General features: G+C 74.1%; 20 protein-coding genes and 1 pseudogene. 9 read left to right on the top strand and 12 right to left on the bottom strand.

Features of this window, described 5'->3' with window-relative positions; genetic code table 11:
* Positions 1-103: 103 nt before the first annotated feature.
* The 8 genes and pseudogenes from valS to ACN268_RS17195 all read right to left on the bottom strand — a co-directional run bounded on the left by valS (position 104) and on the right by ACN268_RS17195 (position 11735).
* Positions 104-2719 carry a valine--tRNA ligase gene (gene valS / locus ACN268_RS17230; RefSeq protein ID WP_421484048.1) on the bottom strand — a complete coding sequence of 872 codons (2616 nt, stop codon included), beginning with the start codon at positions 2717-2719 and terminating at the stop codon, positions 104-106.
* Positions 2720-2805: 86 nt separating this feature from the next.
* Positions 2806-4383 carry a trypsin-like peptidase domain-containing protein gene (locus tag ACN268_RS17225; protein ID WP_421484047.1) on the bottom strand — a complete coding sequence of 526 codons (1578 nt, stop codon included), beginning with the start codon at positions 4381-4383 and terminating at the stop codon, positions 2806-2808.
* A gap of 144 nt (positions 4384-4527) precedes the next feature.
* Complete coding sequence (locus ACN268_RS17220; RefSeq protein ID WP_421486923.1) at positions 4528-6360, bottom strand: ABC transporter ATP-binding protein; 1833 nt, start codon at positions 6358-6360, stop codon at positions 4528-4530.
* Positions 6361-6455: 95 nt separating this feature from the next.
* On the bottom strand, positions 6456-8261 hold the full coding sequence (locus ACN268_RS17215) for an ABC transporter ATP-binding protein (RefSeq protein WP_421484046.1): 1806 nt from the start codon (positions 8259-8261) through the stop codon (positions 6456-6458).
* Between the two features lie 37 nt (positions 8262-8298).
* Positions 8299-8787 (bottom strand): methylated-DNA--[protein]-cysteine S-methyltransferase, encoded by a 489-nt coding sequence (locus ACN268_RS17210; RefSeq protein ID WP_421486922.1) that lies wholly within the window; start codon positions 8785-8787, stop codon positions 8299-8301.
* Positions 8788-9011: 224 nt separating this feature from the next.
* Positions 9012-10529, bottom strand: a pseudogene (locus ACN268_RS17205) (AlkA N-terminal domain-containing protein); the annotation flags it as partial.
* A gap of 112 nt (positions 10530-10641) precedes the next feature.
* Entirely contained in the window at positions 10642-11229 is a 588-nt protein-coding gene (locus ACN268_RS17200) for a hypothetical protein (protein ID WP_421484045.1), read from the bottom strand.
* Complete coding sequence (locus ACN268_RS17195) at positions 11226-11735, bottom strand: SigE family RNA polymerase sigma factor (protein ID WP_421484044.1); 510 nt, start codon at positions 11733-11735, stop codon at positions 11226-11228. The genes ACN268_RS17200 and ACN268_RS17195 overlap by 4 nt, the downstream gene beginning before the upstream one ends.
* Positions 11736-11878: 143 nt before the next feature.
* On the opposite strand from ACN268_RS17195, the gene ACN268_RS17190 reads away from it, so the two are divergent.
* The 6 genes from ACN268_RS17190 (at position 11879) to ACN268_RS17165 (ending at position 15330) form a co-directional block, all read left to right on the top strand.
* Entirely contained in the window at positions 11879-12340 is a 462-nt protein-coding gene (locus ACN268_RS17190) for a hypothetical protein (RefSeq protein ID WP_421484043.1), read from the top strand.
* Positions 12341-12410: 70 nt separating this feature from the next.
* On the top strand, positions 12411-13145 hold the full coding sequence (locus ACN268_RS17185) for a Type 1 glutamine amidotransferase-like domain-containing protein (RefSeq protein ID WP_421484042.1): 735 nt from the start codon (positions 12411-12413) through the stop codon (positions 13143-13145).
* Positions 13146-13203: 58 nt separating this feature from the next.
* Positions 13204-14289: a redox-regulated ATPase YchF gene (gene ychF, locus ACN268_RS17180; protein ID WP_088647525.1), complete on the top strand. Its 1086-nt coding sequence runs from the start codon at positions 13204-13206 to the stop codon at positions 14287-14289.
* Positions 14290-14359: 70 nt separating this feature from the next.
* Positions 14360-14599 (top strand): hypothetical protein, encoded by a 240-nt coding sequence (locus ACN268_RS17175; RefSeq protein ID WP_145921637.1) that lies wholly within the window; start codon positions 14360-14362, stop codon positions 14597-14599.
* Positions 14596-14775 (top strand): hypothetical protein, encoded by a 180-nt coding sequence (locus ACN268_RS17170; protein ID WP_421484041.1) that lies wholly within the window; start codon positions 14596-14598, stop codon positions 14773-14775. The genes ACN268_RS17175 and ACN268_RS17170 overlap by 4 nt, the downstream gene beginning before the upstream one ends.
* A 45-nt stretch (positions 14776-14820) precedes the next feature.
* Positions 14821-15330 carry a GNAT family N-acetyltransferase gene (locus ACN268_RS17165; protein WP_421484040.1) on the top strand — a complete coding sequence of 170 codons (510 nt, stop codon included), beginning with the start codon at positions 14821-14823 and terminating at the stop codon, positions 15328-15330.
* 51 nt (positions 15331-15381) lie between these two features.
* On the opposite strand, the gene ACN268_RS17160 is transcribed toward ACN268_RS17165, so the two are convergent.
* Complete coding sequence (locus ACN268_RS17160; RefSeq protein ID WP_421484039.1) at positions 15382-16035, bottom strand: Uma2 family endonuclease; 654 nt, start codon at positions 16033-16035, stop codon at positions 15382-15384.
* A 53-nt stretch (positions 16036-16088) separates the two neighbouring features.
* Here ACN268_RS17160 and ACN268_RS17155 point away from each other — a divergent pair, with 53 nt between their 5' ends.
* Positions 16089-16661 carry a hypothetical protein gene (locus ACN268_RS17155; protein WP_421484038.1) on the top strand — a complete coding sequence of 191 codons (573 nt, stop codon included), beginning with the start codon at positions 16089-16091 and terminating at the stop codon, positions 16659-16661.
* 95 nt (positions 16662-16756) lie between these two features.
* Entirely contained in the window at positions 16757-17224 is a 468-nt protein-coding gene (locus ACN268_RS17150; protein WP_421484037.1) for a GNAT family N-acetyltransferase, read from the top strand.
* Positions 17225-17281: 57 nt separating this feature from the next.
* On the opposite strand, the gene ACN268_RS17145 is transcribed toward ACN268_RS17150, so the two are convergent.
* From ACN268_RS17145 to ACN268_RS17135, 3 genes are all read right to left on the bottom strand, one after another.
* Positions 17282-18010 (bottom strand): class I SAM-dependent methyltransferase, encoded by a 729-nt coding sequence (locus ACN268_RS17145; protein WP_421484036.1) that lies wholly within the window; start codon positions 18008-18010, stop codon positions 17282-17284.
* 200 nt (positions 18011-18210) lie between these two features.
* Positions 18211-18717 (bottom strand): GNAT family N-acetyltransferase, encoded by a 507-nt coding sequence (locus ACN268_RS17140; protein ID WP_421484035.1) that lies wholly within the window; start codon positions 18715-18717, stop codon positions 18211-18213.
* A gap of 80 nt (positions 18718-18797) precedes the next feature.
* A complete protein-coding gene (locus tag ACN268_RS17135; protein ID WP_421484034.1) occupies positions 18798-19691 on the bottom strand; it encodes an NAD(P)-dependent oxidoreductase in 894 nt (297 codons plus the stop codon).
* A gap of 60 nt (positions 19692-19751) precedes the next feature.
* On the opposite strand from ACN268_RS17135, the gene ACN268_RS17130 reads away from it, so the two are divergent.
* Positions 19752-20117: a MerR family transcriptional regulator gene (locus ACN268_RS17130; protein WP_088647520.1), complete on the top strand. Its 366-nt coding sequence runs from the start codon at positions 19752-19754 to the stop codon at positions 20115-20117.
* The last annotated feature ends 1 nt before the right edge of the window (position 20118 follow it).

Here is a 20118-nt window from a genome sequence, read left to right as displayed (position 1 = left end):
TGATCGACGCAGTTGCGCCGGTGTGGCGGTATCCAGTCGCCTGGATGCCGCCACACCGGCGATCTAGCGCCGACCCGCCGACCCGCCAGCCCGCCGACCCGCGTCAGAACGCGCTGGCGATGACGAGTTCGGGGGCGCGGTCGGGGAGCAGGTCGAGGGTGGTGATCCGGCCAGCGGCGCGCACGTCGTCGGCGACCAGGGTGAGCTGGTCGAGCAGGCCGGCCGGGCCCAGCGCCTCGGCCAACGGGACCTCCGCCCGCATCGACAGCCTGCGCTCGGACTTGGCCCGCCGGACCTGACCCAGCGCGTCCCCGGCCAGCCGCAGCAGGGCCGGGTCACCGGTGCCGGTGATCGCCCGCCCCACCTCGTAGGTGGTCGGCCAGGGGGCCCGGTGCACCGAGCCGTACCGCCACCACGACCAGACCTCCTCGGTCACGTACGGCAGCACCGGGGCGAACAACCGCAACTGCACCGACAGGGCGGTGGCGAGCGCCGCCCGGGCCGAGTCGGCACCCGGCCCGGTGCCGTAGGCGCGTTCCTTCACCAACTCGATGTAGTCGTCGCAGAACCGCCAGAAGAACGCCTCGGTGGCCTGCAACGCGGTCGTGTGGTCGTACCCGTCGAAGGCGGCGGTCGCGGTGGCGACCACGGTGGACAGCTCGGCGAGCAGGGCGGTGTCCAGCGGGGTGGTCGCCGGGGCGCGCAGGGCGTCGGCGGCACCCAGCCCGAGTGCGAACTTCGAGGCGTTGAGCAGCTTGGTGGCCAGCCGCCGGCCCACCCTGATCTGCGCCGGGTCGAAGGCCAGGTCCATGCCGGGCCGGCCGTTGGCCGCCCAGTAGCGCACCGCGTCCGAGCCGTGCTGTTCCAGCAACGCCATCGGGGTGACCACGTTCCCCTTGGACTTGGACATCTTCTTGCGGTCCGGGTCGAGGATCCAGCCGGAGAGCACCGCGTCCCGCCAGGGCAGCACCCCGTGCTCCAGGTGGGCACGCACGACCGTGCCGAAGAGCCAGGTCCGGATGATCTCCTGCCCCTGCGGGCGCAGGTCCATCGGGAAGATCCGGTCGAACAACTCCGGGTCGGTCTCCCAACCGCCGACGATCTGCGGGGTCAACGACGAGGTGGCCCAGGTGTCCAGCACGTCCGGGTCGCCGACGAACCCACCGGGCACGCCGCGCTGCGACTCGTCGTAGCCGGGCGGCGGTTCCCCCGACGGGTCGACCGGCAGCGACGCCTCGTCCGGTGTGAGAGGGTTGGCATGGTCCGGCTCGCCAAAGGCGTCGAGCCGGTACCACACCGGCACCGGCACCCCGAAGAAGCGCTGCCGGCTGACCAGCCAGTCCCCGGTCAGCCCGCCCACCCAGTGCGCGTACCGGTGGCCCATGTGCTCCGGCACCCAGCGCAGTTCGTCGCCCCGGGCCAGCAGCTCCGCCCGCAGCCCGGCGTCCCGGCCGCCGTTGCGCAGGTACCACTGCCGGGTCGAGACGATCTCCAGCGGCCGGTCGCCGCGCTCGTAGAACTTCACCGGATGGGTGATCTCGCGCGGCTCACCCACCAGGTCACCGGCGCCGCGCAGCAGCTCCACCACGGCCCGCCTGGCGGCGTTGACCGACTGCCCGGCCAACGCGGCGTAGGGTCCGGCCGGCACGCCGTCCGGCGGCTCGGCCAGCAGCCGGCCGTCCCGGCCGATCACCACCCGGGTCGCCAGGTCGAGATCCCGCCACCAGGTCACGTCGGTCAGGTCACCGAACGTGCAGACCATCGCGACGCCGGTGCCCTTCGCCGGGTCCGCCAGCGGATGCGCGCGCACCGGCACCTCGACCCCGAACACGGGGGTACGCACCGTCGCGCCGACCAGGTCGGCGTACCGCTCGTCGTCGGGGTGGCAGACCACCGCCACACAGGCCGGCAGCAGCTCCGGCCGGGTGGTGTCGACCAGCACCTCCCGCCCGTCCGGCCCGGTGAACCGCAGCCGGTGGTACGCCCCCGGACGCTCCCGGTCCTCCAGTTCCGCCTGCGCCACGGCGGTGCCGAACCCCACGTCCCACAGCGTCGGCGCCTGCGCCTGGTACGCCTCGCCCCGGGCCAGGTTGCGCAGGAACATCCGCTGCGAGGTGGCCCGCGCCGCCCGCCCGATCGTGGTGTACGTCAGCGACCAGTCCACCGACAGCCCGAGCCGTCGCCAGAGCGCCTCGAAGACCTGCTCGTCGTCGGCGGTCAACCGGGCGCACAACTCGACGAAGTTGCGGCGGGAGATCGGCGTCGGCTCCCGACGCCGGGCCTCGGTGACCGGGGCGTCGGGCGGCTGCCACGCCGGGTCGTACGGCAGGGACGGGTCGCAGCTCACCCCGTAGACGTTCTGCACCCGGCGTTCGGTGGGCAGGCCGTTGTCGTCCCAGCCCATCGGGTAGAACACGGTGCGCCCGCGCATCCGCTGGAACCGGGCCACCGTGTCGGTGTGCGTGTACGAGAAGACGTGCCCCATGTGCAGCTCGCCGGATACGGTCGGCGGCGGGGTGTCGATGGCGTACACGTCGTCGCCGCGACCGTGCCGACGCGGGGTCCCCGCCGTCGACCCGCGACCCGCTACGGTCGCCTTCTCCCGGTCGAACGCGTACGTGCCCTCCTCCTGCCAGCGGCGCGCCCAGCGTTCCTCGATGCCGTCCAGGGTGGGACGTTCGGGAACACCGGCGCGGGCCGTCCTCGCCGTATCAGTCATCGGTCGATCGTAGGCAGCCGGCGACCTCCCGCCCACGGCTTTACCGGGCGTGCCGGCCGCCCTGCACCCGGTGTCCGGCGGGCGACCTACCGGTTCGAGGAGCCGGCGGGCGGGGCGAGCAGCGGTCCCTGGGTGGCGATCTGGAAGTCGAGCCCGGTGCGGTCGTTGACCCGGTCGAGGATCACCGAGACCGCCACGTAGTTGTTCTTCTCGTCCGGGTTGGTGCAGGGACCCTCACCGGGGTCGCCGTTGTGCAGGATGCCCAGCGCCCGCCCGTCGGACTCGGTGAACAGCGGACCGCCGCTGTCCCCCGGCCGGGCGCACACCCGCACGTCGATGCCGCCGCCGGCCTTGCCGATGACCTCGCCGCAGCGGGTGCCCGGCAGGTAGCCGGCCCCGGCGCCCGAGTCGACGTACTGCTCGCCGGCCTTCGGGGTGTACGCCGAGCCGGTGGCGCAGACCACCCAGCCGGCCTGCACCGTGGCGTACGGCGTGACGCCGGTGATCGGCACGTCGCGGCTGCCCCTGCCGGCGCAGGCCGGGTTGTCGGCCACGCACCAGTAGTTGACCAGGCTCGGCGTGTTGCCGCCGGCACCCCGCCTCGGGTACGCCCAACGGGTGCTGGCCCCCTTGGCGTAGGGCAGGATCGCGTAGTCGTTGGGGAAGTCGTTCTCGGCCAGCACCGGGTTGGTCGACTCCAGGCCCACCGGCACCTTCGGACCGAGGAACTGGTGCCAGGTGTCGTCGACGCGCTGGTGCCGGCCGCCCACCACGCAGTGCCCGGCGGTCAGCACGTAGTACCGCCCCGACTTCGCCCGGACGTTGAAGCCGGTGGTGCAGCCGCCGACGGTGCCGTCGTCGCGGGGCACGTCCAGCCGGATGCCGCCGCGCATCGGCGCCTGCGCGCAGTAGCGCGGGTCGCACGCCTTGGGGATCGTGCCCGCGTCGAACCGGGCCCGGACCCGCGCCGGCACCCCGGCCGTGTCGAGCGCGCCGGCCAGCCGGGCGTCGTCGGCGGGCACCGCGTCGCCGGTGAGCACCAGCACCTCGTTGGCCCGCTCGTCGACCACCACGTCCCGCCCGGCGGTGACGCCCAGCGTCCCGGCCAGCCGGGTCGCCGCCGCGTCCAGGTCACGACGCGAGTGCCGGACCGGCACGACGGTGACGTGCCGGGCGTCCGGCAGCCCGGCGACCGCCCGGGTGACCCGGGCCGGGTCGGTGGCGGCGATGGTGAGCACCCCGCCGCCGGCCTGGTCCAGCCACATCCCGGCGTACGCGTCGGGGAAACGGGCGGCCAGGGTGTCGGCCAGCGGCGCGGACAGTTCCTGGAGGGCCAACCGGCGGGCGGCCTCGTCGGGGCCGACCCGGTAGCGGTCGCTGAGGTAGCTCACCGAGGCGGGGGCGGCCTGCGCGACCTGGGCCGCCGGGCGGCTCGCCACCGGTGCCGGGCGCGGTGCGGCAGGCGTCGCGGCCCGGCCACCGGCGTCGGCGCGGGTCGCCGTCCGGGCCTGCCCGGCGACCGGGACCGCCCCGGCCGCCCAGGTGCCGCCGGTGGGTCCGCCGGCCGGAGCGGCGCCCCGGTCCACGGCCAACGCCACCCCCGTCGTCCCCATCGTGCTCAGCGCCAGCGCCGCCGCCAGCACCACTCGTCCACGGATCCGCACGCCGCAACCTCCCCGTATGCCGGCGACGCGACCGGCCCCGCCGCGCCCGCCCGACCGGTCGGACCGGTGGAAGCGGGGGTGGGGCCCGTCGATGCGGGCAGAGTCTATCCGTCCGGTGGACCACCGGATGCCCCGCAGGACGGGTCAGCTCAGCGACTCGCGCCACTGCCGGTGCAGCGTGGCGTACCGGCCGCCGGTGGTGGCGAGCCGGGCCGGCGGGCCGTCCTCGACGATCCGTCCGGAGTCGACGACCAGCACCCGGTCGGCGGTCTCCACCGTGGACAGCCGGTGCGCGATCACCAGCGCGGTGCGGTCCCGCAGCACGCTGGCCAGCGCCCGCTGCACCAGCCGCTCGGTCGGCACGTCCAGCGACGACGTCGCCTCGTCCAGGATCAGCACCCGGGGGTCGGCCAGGAACGCGCGGGCGAACGCGACGAGCTGCCGCTGCCCGGCGGAGAGCCGGCCGCCGCGCCGGTGCACCTCGGTGGCGTACCCGTCGGGCAGGGCGGCGATGAAGTCGTGCGCGCCGATCGCCCGCGCCGCCGCCTGCACCGCCGCGTCGGAGGCGTCCGGCCGGCCGAACCTGATGTTCTCCGCCACCGTGCCGCCGAACAGGTGGTTCTCCTGGGTCACCAGCACCACCGCGCGCCGCAGCTCGGCGTCGGACAGGTCCCGCAGGTCGACCCCGTCCAGCTCGACCGTGCCGGCGTCCGGGTCGTGGAAGCGGGCGAGCAGCTTCGCCACCGTCGACTTGCCGGCACCGGTCGGGCCGATCAGGGCCACCGTCTGCCCGGCCGGCACGGCCAGGTCCAGCCCGGTCAGGATCGGCGTCTGCGGCCGGTAACCGAAGCAGACCGCGCGGAACGTCACCGCGCCCCGCCCCGGCCCGGCCGGCAACGGCACCGGCGACGCCGGTTCGGGCACCCCCGGTCGTTCGTCGAGCACCCCGGCGAGCTTCTCCAGGGCGGCGGTCGCCGACTGCAGCGAGTTGTAGAACTGGCTCAGCTCCTGCATCGGGTCGAAGAACCGGCGCAGGTAGAGCAGGAACGCGGCCAGCACCCCCACCGCGGTGTCGCCGCCCAGCACCCGCCAGCCGCCGTACCCGAGGACGGTGGCCACCGTGACGTTGCCGATCACCTTGATCCCCGGCGAGTACGTGGCGATCAGCCGGAACCCGTGCAGGCTGGCCCGCCGGTACTCGTCGTTGACCGCGACGAAGATCTCCTGGTTGCGTGGCTCACGGCGGAACGCCTGCACGGCGCGGATGCCGCGCAGCGACTCGACGAAGTGGACGATCACCAGGGCCACCGCCTCCCGGCTGTGCCGGTAGGCCTGGGCCGAGGCGTGCGCGAACCAGCGGGACAGCCAGAACAGGAACGGGAACGCCAACAGGGTCACCGCCGCCAGCGGCAGGTCCAGCCAGAGCAGGATGGCGGCGACCGACAGCACCGACAGCGCGGCGGCGACCAGGGAGTCGATCCCCCCGTCGACCAGTTCGGCGATGGAGTCGACGTCGCTGGTGAGCCGGGACACCACCCGACCGGAGGTGTAGCGCTCGTGGAAGCCGACCGAGAGGGTCAGCAGGTGGCCGTACACCCGCTGGCGCAGGTCGAGCAGGACGGCCTGGCCGATCCGGGCGGAGCGGGTGAGGTAGCTGCGCCGGGCGGCGTACTCGGTGAGGGCCGCGACGGCGAACGCGCCCGCGACGGCGGACAGCGGACCCGGGTCACCGGCGCGCAGCGGCGGCACCGCCCGGTCGATGCCGAGCATGACCAGGTACGGCCCGGCCATCGCGGCGGCGTTCTGGGCCAGCAGCAGGCCCACCGCCACGCCGAGCGACCGGCGGTGCGGGCGGAGCAGGTCACGCAGCAGCGCCCGGCTGCGCCCCCGCAGCCGGGCCACCGCCTCCGGGGAGTCGTCCTCGGCCCGGCTGCGGTCGGCGTCCGGTTCGGTGGCCCGTCCCCGCCAGTGCGCCAGCGCGACCGACCGGCCGTCGCCCCCGGCGGGGCCGTGCTGCCGGGGCGGGCGACCGTCACCGGCGGCCGTGCGGTGCCGCCGGGCCGGTCGGCGGATCACGAGCGCACCAGGCCCGGTGCCGGCGCGGGCTCGGCGGCGAGCACCGCCCGGTACGCCGGCACCGTGGCCAGCAGGTCGCCGTGCCGGCCGACGGCGGTGATCCGCCCCCCGTCGAGCAGCGCCACCCGGTCGGCCAGCGCGACCGTCGACGGCCGGTGCACCACCAGCAGCGCGGTGGTGTCCCGCAGCACCCGGCGTAGCGCCGCCTCGACCAGCGCCTCGGTGTGCACGTCCAGGGCGGAGAGCGGGTCGTCGAGGACCAGCAGCGCCGGCCGGCCGAGCACCGCGCGGGCCAGCGCCAGCCGCTGACGCTGCCCGCCGGAGAGCGACAGGCCCTGCTCGCCCACCCGGGTCGCCAACCCCCACGGCAGGTCGTACACGAAGTCGGCCTGGGCCAGCGCCAGCGCGGCCCGGACGTCGTCGTCGGTGGCGTCCGGACAGCCCAGGGTGAGGTTCTCCCAGACCGACATGGAGAACAGCGTCGGCTCCTCGAAGGCCACCCCGACCAGCCGGCGCAGCGCGTCCAGGCGTACCCCGCGCAGGTCGTGCCCGTCCAGGGTGATCCGGCCACCGGTGACGTCGTGCAGCCGGGGCACCAGGGAGAGCAGGGTGCTCTTGCCGCAGCCGGTCGCCCCCACCAGGGCCAGCGTCTCGCCCGGCTCGACGGTCAGTTCGATCTCCCGCAGCACCGGTTCGGCGCTGCCCGGGTAGCGGAACGACACCCCCTCGAAGCGGAGCCGGCCGCGCACCGCCGAGCGGGCCAGCGGCACGGCGTCCGGGGCGTCCACGATCGACGGCGGCGTGTCCAGCACCTCCTGGATGCGGTCGGCGGCGGTGGCCGCCTCCTGCCCGTTGGCGATGATCCAACCGAGCGACTGCACCGGCCAGATCAGCATGAGCTGCAGACTGACGAAGGCGACCAGCTCGCCGATGGTCAACGCGTCCCGGGCGACAAGCGTCGCGCCGCCGACCAGCGTCGCGCCCAGGGTCAGGTTGGGCACCAGGTCGAACAGGGCCGACGCGCCGGCCAGCAGCGCCCCCTTGGCCACGCCGGTGTCGTGCAGCGCGCGGGCCCGCCCGGCGAACCGGTCGGCCAGCTCCGGCCCCCGCCCGTACGCCTTCATGGTGCGCAGCCCCTGCGCGGTCTCCTCGACCAGGGTGGCCACGTCGCCCTGCTGGTCCTGCATCCGCCGCGAGGAGGTGTGGTAGTGCCTGCCGAACCGGCGGCTGATCAGGAACAGCGGCACCGCGCTGGCCGCCACCAGCAGTCCCAGCGGCCCGTGCAGGCGGATCAGCAGGATCACCACGGCGACGTAGGTGACCACGTTGAGCACCAGGAACAGCAACCCGAAGGAGAGGAACCGGCGTAGCACCGACAGGTCGCTGATCGCCCGGGACAGCAGTTGCCCGGACTGCCAGCGGTCGTGGAAGCCGACCGGCAGGCGTTGCAGGTGGGCGTAGAGATCGGCGCGGATGGTCGCCTCCATGCCGACGGAGGAGGACGACTGGCTCCACCGCCGGATGAAGATCAGAACCGCCTCGACCAGGCCGAGTAGCAGGGCCAGCCCGCCGAGGCGGAGCAACCCCGCCGGGTCGTGCCGGGCGACCGGCCCGTCCACCACCCGCTGCACCAGCAGGGGTACGGCCAGCCCCGCCCCGGTGGCCGCCAACGCCGCCAGCAGCAGCAGGACGTACGCGGCGGCGTACGGGCGCAGGTAGCGGCGCAGCCGCCAGAGGTTGCGCAGCGACCGGACCCGACCGTCCGCCCTCGGGGCCGGGTCGCCGTCGCGCTGCGCAGGCACTACCCGACGGTAGCGTCGAACGGCGTCGATGCGGCTGTCAGCTTGCCGTCAGCCGCCGCTCGTGGCCGAGCAGCCACCGCTTCACCGGCAGCCCGTACCGGTAGCCGCCGAGGGTGCCGTCGGTGCGCAGCACCCGGTGGCAGGGGACGAAGAGGGCGGCGGCGTTACGGGCACAGGCGGCGGCCGCCGCCCGGACCGCGGCGGGCCGGCCGGCCAGCGCGGCGTACCCGGTGTAGGTGACCGGCTCGCCCGGTTTGACGTCGCGCAGCACGGTCCAGGCATGGGTCTGGAACGCCCCGCCGCTGTGCTGCCGCACCGGCACCCCGTCGATCGCGGTCAGGTCCCCGTCGAGGTAGGCGCGGACGGCGGCGGTCACCGCACCGAGGTCGGCGTACGACACCAGCGGGCCACGCAGGCTCGGGTGCACCAGCGGCAGCAGGCTGTCCGGGTCGGCGGTGAACCCGGCGGCCCGGACCGCGCCGTCCGGGTCGACAAGCACGCTGAGCGGGCCGGTCGGGGTGTCCATGGTGGTCGTGCCGATGGTGGTGGTGCCGAGGGTCGTGGTGCCGAGGGTGGTGGTGCCGAGGGTCGTCATGCCGCTCTCCAGAGTCTGATCGCCGCGTACGACCGCCAGGGCCGCCAGCGGTCGGCGTACGTGTCCAGGGTGGTGGGGGTGGCCGGCAGGCCGAGGGCGGCGGCGCCCCGGCGTACCGCGAGGTCGGTGGGGAGCAGGACGTCGGGGTCGCCGAGGGCCCGCATGGCCAGGTAGCCGGCGGTCCACGGGCCGATCCCGGGCAGCGCGGTCAACCGTCGTACCGTCTCCGCCCGGTCCCCACCGGGTTCCAGGTCGACCTCCCCGGCGGCGACCGCCCGGGCCAGCGCGCGGATCGTCTCCCGTCGGGCGGCCGGCATCCCGAACGCCGCGTCCGGCAACCCCAGCACCTCCTCCGCCCCGGGAAACCCCCACACCCCCCACCCCGCTGCCCCGCCCCCACCCGCCTCGCCGCCCCCACCCGCCTCGCCGCCCCCACCCGCCTCGCCGCCCCCGTCCGCTTCGGCGCGTCCGCCCGCCTCGCCCCGTCCGCTCGCCTCGGCGGGGTGATCAAGAGGTTTGCGTCGCCGGGAAGCGCTCTCCGTGACGCGAACCTCTTGATCACCGGGGCCAGAGCCGGAGCCGGAGCCAGAGCCGGGGCCGGGGGCGGGGCGGGGGAGGGCGGCTGGGCGGGGGAGGTGGGGGAGGTGGGTGAGGAGGCGGGTGAGGGTGGTGCGGGCGGCGGACAGGGAGACCTGTTGGCCGACGATGGCCCGTAGCGCCATCTCGAAACCGTCCACCGCCCGGGGCACCCGCACGCCGGGTTCGGCGGCGACTATCCCGGCCAGGGTCGGATCGCCGGCCAGCGTCTGGTCGACCGCCTCCGGATCGGCGTCCAGGTCGAACAGGCGACGGCAGCGGGCCACCGCCGGGGCCAGATCCCGCAGGTCGGCCAGGCGCAACGTCGCCACGACGTACCCGGTCGTCGGCGTCAGCGCGATCTCCGCCGGGCCGTGCGGCAGCCGCAACCCCCGGCGGTACGTCCCGTCGCGCACCTCCTCCAGCCCGGGCAGCGTCCGGGCGGCCAGGAACCCCAGCAGGGCGGCGGCGTGCAGCGGTGGCCGGTACGCCAGCCGGAGCGTGATCGTGCCCGCCCCGCCCGGCGTCGGCGGGCCGCCCCGTCCGGTGCGCAACTGCGACGGCACCGTCCCGTACACCTGGCGGACCGTGTCGTTGAACTGCCGTACGCTGCCGAACCCGGCCGCGAACGCCACCTCCGCCAGGCCGAGCCCGGTCGTCTCGATCAGCGTCCGGGCGGTCTGGGCGCGTTGGGCCCGCGCCAGCGCCAGTGGCCCGGCGCCCAGTTCCGCCCGGAGCATCCGGTGCAGGTGCCGTTGCGTGTAGCCCAGCCGGGCGGCCAACCCGGGTACGCCGTCCCGGTCGACCACACCGTCGGCGATGAGCCGCATGGCGCGACCCACCACGTCGGCGCGGACGTCCCACTGCGGTGAGCCGGGCGCGGCGTCCGGCCGGCACCGGCGGCAGGCCCGCAGGCCGGCCCCCTGTGCGGCGGCCGCCGACGGGAAGAAACGGACGTTACGCCGCTTCGGCGTGATCGCCGGGCAGGACGGCCGGCAGTAGATCCCGGTCGACGTGACGCCCGTGTAGAACCAGCCGTCGAACCGCTGGTCACGGCTGTCCACGGCGCGGTAGCACCGTTCGAAGTCCAACTCCACGCCACCGATCATGCCCGCAGCTCACCGGCGGTGGCTCGCGGGAATCGGACCTGAGCGTGCAGGTCGGCGGTGACCTCCCCACCCCGGCCGTCCGGGGTGGGGAGGTGGTACGTCAGCGTGCGGGAACGGGGCCGGTCGCGGGGCCCCGGTCGACGGGCGGTGCGCTGCGGGCGGGGGCCGGTGCGGCGACCGGGCCGGTGCGCGGCCCGTCGACGCGGGGCGCGGGCGACGCGGGAACGGGCGACGCGGGTACGGCGGGCGACGCCGGAACGGGCGACGCGGGGATGGCGGGCGGTGCCGGAGTGGACGTCGCGGGCGACGCGGGCACGGCCGTCGAGGCCGGCTTGCCCGGCGATGCGGGAATGGTGGTCCGGGCCGGTGCCGGCGCGCCGCGGCCGGTCCGGACACCCTGGTCGACGGGGGGTTCGGTCACCGCTGCCGGGGCGGGGGCGGCGGGCGGCCCGCTCGGCGTCGAGGCCGGTGCCGCGGGCGGGGCGTCCCCGCCACTGCTGGCGGCCATCGCGAGCGGGGTGGCGATCAGCATGGCGGCGAGGACGCCCGCCGCGCTCATCGTGATCGTGACGCGGCGGCGGGACCGGGCCCGGCGTTCCGCCCGGTTCAGGTGGTCGTGCACTGTCGGTGCCTCCTCGGCGAGGTCGGAGAGGGTGGCGCGGATGAGGTTCTCGAGGGGCGTGGTCACCGCCGTACCTCCAGCAGTTCGATGTCCGGCAGGAGTTGCCGCAGCCGGGCCACGGCCCGGTGGGTGCGGCTGCGCACGGTGCCGACCGAGCAGCCGAGCGCGGCGGCCACCTGGGTCTCGGTCAGGTCCTCGTAGTAGCGCAGGACCACGACCGTGCGTTGGGCCGCCGGCAGCGCGCGCAGCGCGGCCCGCATCGCCAGCCGTACGTCGGTGCCGCCGAACAGGTCCGGCCCGGCCCGGTCGTCGACGCCGGTGAGCAGCGTCTCCCGGTACCGGCGCAGCCGCCGCCACCAGCTGACCTGCTCCCGGTACATGACCGTGCGCAGATAGCCCTCCGGGTCGGTATGGCGCAGGTCACGCCACCTCGGAATGGTCTTGGCCAGCGCCGACTGCAACAGGTCCTCGGCGGCGTGCCGGTCCCCGGTGAGCAGGTACGCGACCCGCATCAGGGCCGGCGCCCGGCTGGCCACGAACTCGGCCAGCCGGGCCCGATCGTCCTCGTCCACCCACCCTCCCCGTCGTTGTCTGTCACCGATACAGACGCCCCAGCTCACCCCGCCTATCCCGGTCGCCGGGATGAGTTTCCGGCGCGGAAAGTGTCGGTAGTGGTCGGTAGCGTCCCGGCACCAACTCCAGAAAGGGTGCGGCGATGGCGAGCGTGGCCGGGCGGGGCGACCCTCGGTCAGGGCGGGGGCGGCTGGACGACGCCGTCGCGCAGGGCCTCTACGACCGGATGCGGGTGGTCGCGCCGGCCGCCTTCGGCGCGATCGAGCGGGACCGGGCCGACGATCCCGCCCGGCCGTTCGCCGACACCGCCTGCGGCCGGCTCGTCGGCTCCCTCGACGCGGCCGGCCTGCGGGCGCTGGGCATGTGGGCGCACCACTGGTGCATGCGGTTCTACGACGACGACACCCGGGTCGGCCGACGGCTGGTCCGGGAGATCGCCGGTCGACGGGGACTGGGCTGGACGGTCGACGAGGTGCGCTGGATGCTCGGCGAGTCGGAGCGGGCCGGCCCGAGCGCCCGGGACCGGCTCACCCTGCCGCTCGCGGCGGCCGGCGAGCTGCCCGGGGTGGCCGACGGCGGGGCGGGCTGGCGACTCGCCGGGTGACCCCGGCCGGCGGGCCGGGGGACGGCGGTGGCGCAGGATGGCAGCGGAGCCAGCCGCAGAAAGGACCAGCATGCCCGCCATCGAACCGACGATCGTCGCCGCCAGCATGGGTTTCGCCAGCCGCAACCGGGGCCCGTGGGACGCCGCGCCCGGACCGGTCTTCGACCTGATGGCCGGGCTGGCACAGGCCGACGAGCCACGGATCTGCTACCTCAACCAGGCCGTCGGCGACCAACCCACCGCGCTGACGGTCTTCCACGGCGCGTTCGCCGGCACCCGCTACCGCCCCTCGCACCTGGCGCTGTTCCCGATGCCCAACGTCGAGGACGTCCGGGCGCACCTGCTCGGCCAGGACATCATCTGGGTCGGCGGCGGCAGCGTGGCCAACCTGTGCGCGGTGTGGCGGGTGCACGGACTGCCGGAGATCCTGCGCGAGTGCTGGGAGGCCGGGGTGGTGCTCGGCGGGGTCTCCGCCGGTTCGATCTGCTGGCACGTCGGCGGCCCCACCGACAGCTACGGCCGGAAGCTGCGCGCCTACACCGACGGCCTGGGCTGGCTGCCGTACGGCAACGGGGTGCACTACGACAGCGAGGCGCAGCGCCGGCCGCTGCTGCACCGGCTGGTCGCCGACGGCACGTTGCCGGCCAGCCACTGCACCGACGACGGGGTGGGGCTGGTCTACCGGGGCACCCGGCTGGCCGAGGCGGTCGCCGACCGGGCCGGGGTGGCGGCGTACGAGGTGGTGCCGGACGGTGCCGGTGGGGTGCGGGAGACCCGGATCGAACCCCGGTTGCTCACCGCCTGAGCCGTCCCGGCGGTGCCGACGGGGTCGCCCGCCGGGTGACGGCGTAAGCTGGCCCGTCGTGAGTCTCACCATCGGCATCGTCGGCCTGCCCAACGTCGGCAAGAGCACCCTGTTCAACGCGTTGACCAAGAACGACGTGCTCGCGGCGAACTACCCGTTCGCCACGATCGAGCCCAACGTCGGGGTGGTGGGGCTGCCGGACGCGCGGCTCGACAAGCTCGCCGAGATCTTCTCGTCGCAGAAGGTGCTGCCCGCGCCGGTGTCGTTCGTCGACATCGCCGGCCTGGTCCGGGGGGCCTCGAAGGGGCAGGGCCGGGGCAACGCGTTCCTGGCGAACATCCGGGACGCCTCGGCCATCTGCCAGGTGGTGCGGGCCTTCTCCGACCCGAACGTGGTGCACGTCGACGGCAAGGTCTCGCCCGCCGACGACATCGAGACGATCAACACGGAGCTGATCCTGGCCGACCTGCAGACCCTGGAGAAGGCGCTGCCCCGGCTGGAGAAGGAGGCCAAGCTCCGCAAGGACCGGGCCGCCGCCGTGACCGCCGCGAAGCAGGCCGTCGAGGTGCTCGACGGCGGCACCACCCTGTACGCCGGGGCCGCCGCCGCCAAGATCGAGCTGGAGCACCTGCGGGAGCTGCACCTGCTCACCACGAAGCCGTTCCTCTACGTCTTCAACGTCGACGAGGCCGAGTTGGGCAACGCCGCCTTCCTCGACGAGCTGCGCGCCCTGGTGGCCCCCGCCGAGGCCGTCTTCATGGACGCCAAGATCGAATCCGAGCTGGTGGACCTGCCCGAGGAGGAGGCCCGCGAGCTGCTGGAGTCGATCGGGCAGTCCGAGCCGGGGCTGGACCAGCTCGTCCGGGTCGGCTTCCGCACGCTCGGGCTCCAGACGTACCTCACGGCGGGGCCGAAGGAGGCGCGGGCCTGGACCGTGCCGGTCGGCGCGACCGCCCCGGAGGCCGCCGGGGTGATCCACAGCGACTTCCAGCGCGGCTTCATCAAGGCCGAGGTGGTCTCCTACGACGACCTGGTCGCGGCCGGCTCGATGGCGGCGGCGAAGGCCGCCGGCAAGGTCCGGATCGAGGGCAAGGAGTACGTCATGCAGGACGGCGACGTGGTGGAATTCAGGTTCAACGTCTGATTCCCGGTCCCACCTCTGCCGCATCGGATCGGTCGCTCAGCGGCGGTAACACCATGGGTATGGTCGGTCAATGGCGAGGACGAAGAAGGTCACGATCACGCTGCCGGCAGAGCTGCTGGAGAGCATGAAGACGCACACCGACAACGTCTCCGGCTACCTCACCGAGCTGGCCGAGCGGGCCGAGCGGCGCAGACTTCTCCGGGAGGAGCTGGATCGCTACCAAGGCGACCTCGGGGCGTTCACTGACGAGGAGATGGCCGAGGCTCGGGCGCTCCTGCACGGGACCGAGGAGATCGGGCGCGCGGCGTGAGCCTTGAGTCGCTGGTGCTCGACTCGCAGGGCTTCTCAGGGTGGATCGACCAGGATCGAGACGCCATGGTCGCCGAGGTGGCGCTACGGCTACCCGCACCGGTGGCGGTCCTGACATCCGATGTCGACGGCATGGTCAAGCTGTGCGGGCGGCGGGTGCGGACCATCGCGCTGTAGGTGAATCGCGTTGTCGGGCCTGTCGACCGGTCCTACGGTGATCCGGTGACGATCCGAGACGCCGAGGACGGCGACTGGCCTGCGATCTACCCCTTCTTCAGCGAGATCGTGGCGCAGGGCCGCTCGTACGCGTTCCCCGGGAACCTGTCCCTGGAGCAGGCCCGCGGGTGGTGGATGGAGTCCCCTCCGGGGCGCACCGTCGTCGCGGTCGACGGGCCGACCGTTCTCGGCAGCGCGAAGATGGGTCCGAACCGGCCCGGTCGCGGCGCACATGTGGCAACGGCCAGTTTCATGGTCGATCCACGGCATTCCGGCCGTGGCGTCGGTCGCGCCCTCGGCGAGCACGTCGTCGGCTGGGCGCGCGCCGCCGGCTACCGGAGCATCCAGTTCAACGCGGTCGTCGAGTCGAACGAGGTCGCGGTCCGGCTGTGGCGTTCGTTGGGTTTCGAGGTGCTCGCCACCGTCCCCGAGGCGTTCGACCACCCCGAGCACGGCCTGGTGGGGCTGCACGTGATGTTCCTGAATCTGGGCGCTCCCGAGCCACCGTCGCGGTGACCGGCGACGGGATCCGGTGGGGTTCGCTCCAGCGTGTGGTGGTCGCCACGCTCAGGCCTTGCGGCCCGGCACCAGCCCGTCCAGATCGAGTGTGCTCTCGAACGGCGTCGTGGTGCGCAGGCCGTGTCGATGGATCGCGGCCGGCGCATACGACCGAGTGGGCTCGTCGAGTTCGTAGGCGTGGACCACAGGTGATCCGTCCTCCTCCTCGACGCGCCAGTAGTTGGCGATGCCGGCTTCCGCGTACTTGCGCAGCTTGACCGTACGGTCGCGGTGGGCCGACTCCGGCGACACCACCTCCACGACCAGGAGGGTCTCCTCAGGTGTGTAGAAGGTCCGCGACGGGTCGTAAGGTGCTGCCGCTGCCAGGAGGTCGGGCTCGGGGCGGTTCCATCTGTCGAGTCGGATCGTGATCTCCCTGTCGACCTCGACGCCTGGGGGCGCCTGGTTGGTCAGGGCGTTCACCAGCGCGGTGACCGTCCGGGCGTGCCAGACCCGCTGGGGGGACATCATGAAGACGAGCGCTCCGTCGATCAGTTCGGTGTGACGGGGTGCCTCGGCCAGCGTGTCGAGGTCGTCTGCGTACCACCCCTCAGGGCGGGGCGGCCGCATCCACTCGGGCACCGCAGTCATGCCGTCACCGTAGCATTCGGTAGTCGCGGTCCCGGCCTCCTGCGCTCGCTCGCCCAGGCTCTGCTCCGCCACGGAACGCGTTGGACCTCCGCTTCGACGTCCGAGCCCGCCGGTACGGTCGGGCCATGGTCACGACGTTGACACCCACGCTCCCGGACAGCCGGGCCGGCGGGCGGATCGGCGGCGCGCCGCCGGTCGCGATCGAGTCCCATCCGGTGCTGACGACACATCGTTACCTCCTGACACTTCCTGCGGACTGCGCGCCCTGGACCGGCGGTCGTGAGGTGTCGGTGCTGCTGCGCGAGGGATTCGATATCGTCGACGACGACCTTGCCTATCCGGACATGGCGATGCGGGCCGTCCTGCACCGGCCCTCGTCGCGGGGCTCCCGCCCGGAACTCGGCTGGCCCGGGCTGCGCTCCGCGTCATTGACGGAGTGCGGCGACGACATCGTTCCGTTCGTGCGCATCGGCACCGAACCGGTGCTCATCCAGAACGACCCGACCTACGCGGACGCGGTGCTCGCCGACGGGCACGACTTCCTCTTCCAGGTCGACGAGGAGGGGTGGCCGGTGGCAGCCGAACTGGAGGACATGGTCGGGTCCTACCTCTGGGGATACGGCTCGGTGTACTTCTACGGCACGCTGCGGGAGGACGGCACGGTGGACGAGGTCGTGGCCGGGTTCATCGACTTCTGACCACCGCCCCGCCCCTGACGTCGCGGGCCGGGGTGAGCCGCGCGTCACACCGTCGCGGGCAGCGGGTCGGGGCGGTGCGGGCCTACCGTGACGGCGTGGCGTTGCGACTGGAACCGATGACCGACGAGCAGTACCTCCGCTACCGGGAACACGCCGAGGAGGACTACGCGCGCAACATCGTCGCCTCCGGGGCGATGCCGCTGCCGGAGGCGCGGGAGAAGGCCCGGCAGGACTTCCAGGGTCTGCTGCCCGACGGCCTGGCCACCGAGGGGCACCGGCTGTGGACGGCGTACGACGGCGACGTCGAGGTCGGTCGGCTCTGGCTGCACCTGGAGCAGAAGTCCGACGGCCTGCACGCCTTCGGCTACGACTTCGAGGTGCGCGAGGAGCTGCGCCGCCGGGGCCACGGCCGGGCGATCATCGAGGCCGCCGAGCGGGTGTGCCGGGAGCTGGGGGTGGTCGCCATCGGGCTGAACGTCTTCGGCTTCAACACCGGCGCGCGGGCGCTCTACGAGCAGATGGGCTTCGAGGCCACCGCCATCCGCATGATCAAAAGGCTGTAGTAAGCCGGCGCACCCCGGGGTCGGGACGGTGTGCCCCGACCCCGGCCGGTCGACCCCTCAGCGGCGGTAGACCGAGATGTGCGACGTGCTGGTGTCGTCGAACGGGTGCCGGTGCCAGTCGGCGTACCGCTCGACGAGCCGCAGGCCGGCCCGGTGGGCCAGCTCGTCGATCTGCTCCGGCCAGCAGTAGCGCATCGCGAAGGGTTCCAGGTGCACGCCGTCGCGGTCGAAGGTGATGGTCTGCCGGACGAAGGTCTGCGCCGCCCGGTCGTACTGGTGCAGCCGGATGGTGGCCGAGTCCTCGGTCACCGACCGCATCTGCACCTGTTCGTCCCGGTCGAAGGTGGCCGGGTCGGGCACGAACGCCTCGACGACGAACTCGCCGCCGGGGGCCAGCACCCGGGCCACGTTGCGGAAGCAGTCCTGCTGCCGCTCGGCACGGACCAGGTTGAACAGGGTGTTGAACACCAGGTAGACCAGCCGGTACGGGCCTGTCACCGGCACGTCGGCCATGTCGCCGACGGTCACCGGGATGCCGTCGCCGCCGGACTTGGCGCGCAGCTTCGCCACCATCTCCGGTGACGCCTCCACCCCGTCGACGGGTACGCCCCGCCCGGCGAGCGGCAACGCCACCCGACCCGTCCCGACGGCGAGTTCGAGCACCCGCCCGTCGCCGGCCCGTTCGGCGAGGAAGTCCACCGCCGGGCCGGGGTCGGGGTTGCCGGGGCTGTCGTACCTGTCGGCCCACATCCTGCCGAAGTGGCCCGGATCATCGAACACCGACATCAGCGACCCCCGTACGGGGTGCCGGCCGGTCTGGTGTCACCGGCGCATGGTCGCGCCGTCACTGCCGTGGTGGTGCTGGTGGTCACGAAGCCTCGATTCCCGCTGTCTGTCGATGGTGGGCGCCTGGGTGGACCTCGTGGCGTACGACATGTCGTCTGCTCCCTCCGGTCGGCTTCGTCCCCAGCCAAGCAGCGGGCCGGTCAGCGGGGCAACCCGGTTTCCGGGCGGGTCAGGTCGAGCGTCCAGTGCCGGGTGCGGATGACCTGGTCGTTGAACTCGACGTCCTCCTCGCCGAGCAGACTGAATCCGAGCGCCCGGCAGATCGCGTTCGACGGCCCGTTGGTGACCGCCGGGAAGGCGTGCACGGTGTCCGCCCGCTCCTCGGTGCGGGCCTGGTCGAGTAGCGCCCGGACGGCACGTTTGGCCAGGCCCTGACCCTGGAACTCGGGCAGCACCATCCAGCCGATCTCGGCGACCGCCTCGTCGTCCGGCCCGCGCCAGAGGGTGACGGTGCCGGCGACCGCGTCGTCCACCACGATCATCTTGATCAGCGCGACGCCGTCGGCGGCCAGCCGGGCGTCCCGGCGGACCTGCCGGGCCACGTGGGTGGGCGGCAGCGGTCCGCCGAGTTCGGCCATCATCGCCGGGTCGCAGCGCATCCGCTGGTACGCCTCGACGTCGGTGGCCAGCACGTCACGCAGGAACACGCCGCACCCGCTCCCGCCGGCCACTGTGGAGACCCGTCCGCATGCGCCCGAGTATTCCAAAGGCCGACCCGCCGCGGGGGTCAGGCGGGGCGGGCCGGGGCGAGGGACCGGGCCAGCCGGGCGAGGCCGTCATCGCCGTGACCGGCGGCGATCGCCTGCTCGACGACCGACCGGGCGGCGCGCAACACCCCGGAGTCGATCCCGTGGGCGTCGGTGGTCGCGATGACGTGGCCGAGGCCCGCGCCGGCCGAGGCGACGGTGGACCGGTCGCCGGGGAACCGGTCCTCGGTGAGCTGGTCGGCGAAGCGGGCCGTCATCTCGGCCAGCATCGGGGCGATCCCGGCTGCGTACCGGGCGAACGACCGGGGGGCGATGCCCTCGGCCGAGGCCAGCGCGAAGGCGTGGGTCAGACCGCTGACCGCCGTGCCGAACAGGTCGAGCAGCGCCATGTCGTACGCCGCCGCCGCGCCCGGGTCCGGGCCGAGGTATGCGGGGGTGCCGCCGAAGGCCGCCAGGACGGGCCGGACGGCGTCGAAGCCGGACCGGCTGCCGCACCACAGGGCCGTGGCGGCGGGTGTGCCGATGGTCGGCGTCGGGGACAGGATGGCGCCCTTCACCAGGTCGGCCCGGTGCCCGGGGGCCCAGTCCGCCAGCGCCCGCGCCTCGTCCGGTCGGCCGGTGGTGACGTCGACGACGGTCCGCCCGGCCCAGTCGTCGTGGGCGGCCAGCACGGTGCCGACCGCCGCCGGGTCCCGCAGGCAGGTGATCACGACGGGGGCGGCCCGGACCGCCCCGGTGACGGTCGGCGCGGCGGTCGCGCCGAGTGCGACGAGGGGTCCGGCCCGGTCCGGCGTACGGTTCCAGACGGTCGTCGGCGTCCCGGCGGAGATCAGGGTGGCGGCGAGCGCCCGGCCCATCGGACCCAGGCCGAGCACCGCCACCGGCGTACGGTGCGTGAGTTGTCGATCGCTCATGCCGGGGACGGTAGACCTTCTCGTTGACGTGAAGGTCAAGTCCGCGGTCTGCTGTGCGGCATGCGGATCGGTGAACTGGCCCGGCGGGCCGGGGTGAGCACCCGGGCCCTGCGCTACTACGAGGAGCAGGGCCTGCTGCGGCCGCAACGGCGGCCGAGCGGCTACCGCGACTACGGCGAGCAGGCGTTGACCACGGTGCGGCACATCCGGCTGCTGCTCTCGGCCGGGCTCGGTACGGCCGTGATCGCCGAGATCCTGCCCTGCGTGCCGGACGACACCACGGTGCTCGCCCCCACCTGCCCCGAACTGCTCGACGGCCTGGCCGGGGAGCGGGCCCGGATCACCGCGTCCATCCAGCGGCTCACCGCGGCCCGGGACATCCTCGACGCCCTGATCGCCACCGGTGGTCCCGCCCGCCGACCGTGAG

The organism is Micromonospora sp. WMMD735 (assembly GCF_049178995.1).
Taxonomy (GTDB): domain Bacteria; phylum Actinomycetota; class Actinomycetes; order Mycobacteriales; family Micromonosporaceae; genus Micromonospora; species Micromonospora wenchangensis.
This window is presented reverse-complemented; position numbering and strand designations above follow the sequence as displayed.

Coding starts and splice junctions, on each gene's coding strand:
- ACN268_RS17130 (WP_088647520.1), top strand. CDS start 19,752: ATGCGGATCGGTGAACTGGCCCGGCGGGCCGGGGTGAGCACCCGGGCC.
- ACN268_RS17145 (WP_421484036.1), bottom strand. CDS start 18,010: ATGTCGGTGTTCGATGATCCGGGCCACTTCGGCAGGATGTGGGCCGAC.
- ACN268_RS17175 (WP_145921637.1), top strand. CDS start 14,360: ATGGCGAGGACGAAGAAGGTCACGATCACGCTGCCGGCAGAGCTGCTG.
- ACN268_RS17155 (WP_421484038.1), top strand. CDS start 16,089: ATGGTCACGACGTTGACACCCACGCTCCCGGACAGCCGGGCCGGCGGG.
- ACN268_RS17135 (WP_421484034.1), bottom strand. CDS start 19,691: ATGAGCGATCGACAACTCACGCACCGTACGCCGGTGGCGGTGCTCGGC.
- valS (WP_421484048.1), bottom strand. CDS start 2,719: ATGACTGATACGGCGAGGACGGCCCGCGCCGGTGTTCCCGAACGTCCC.
- ACN268_RS17185 (WP_421484042.1), top strand. CDS start 12,411: ATGCCCGCCATCGAACCGACGATCGTCGCCGCCAGCATGGGTTTCGCC.
- ACN268_RS17210 (WP_421486922.1), bottom strand. CDS start 8,787: ATGGACACCCCGACCGGCCCGCTCAGCGTGCTTGTCGACCCGGACGGC.
- ACN268_RS17190 (WP_421484043.1), top strand. CDS start 11,879: ATGGCGAGCGTGGCCGGGCGGGGCGACCCTCGGTCAGGGCGGGGGCGG.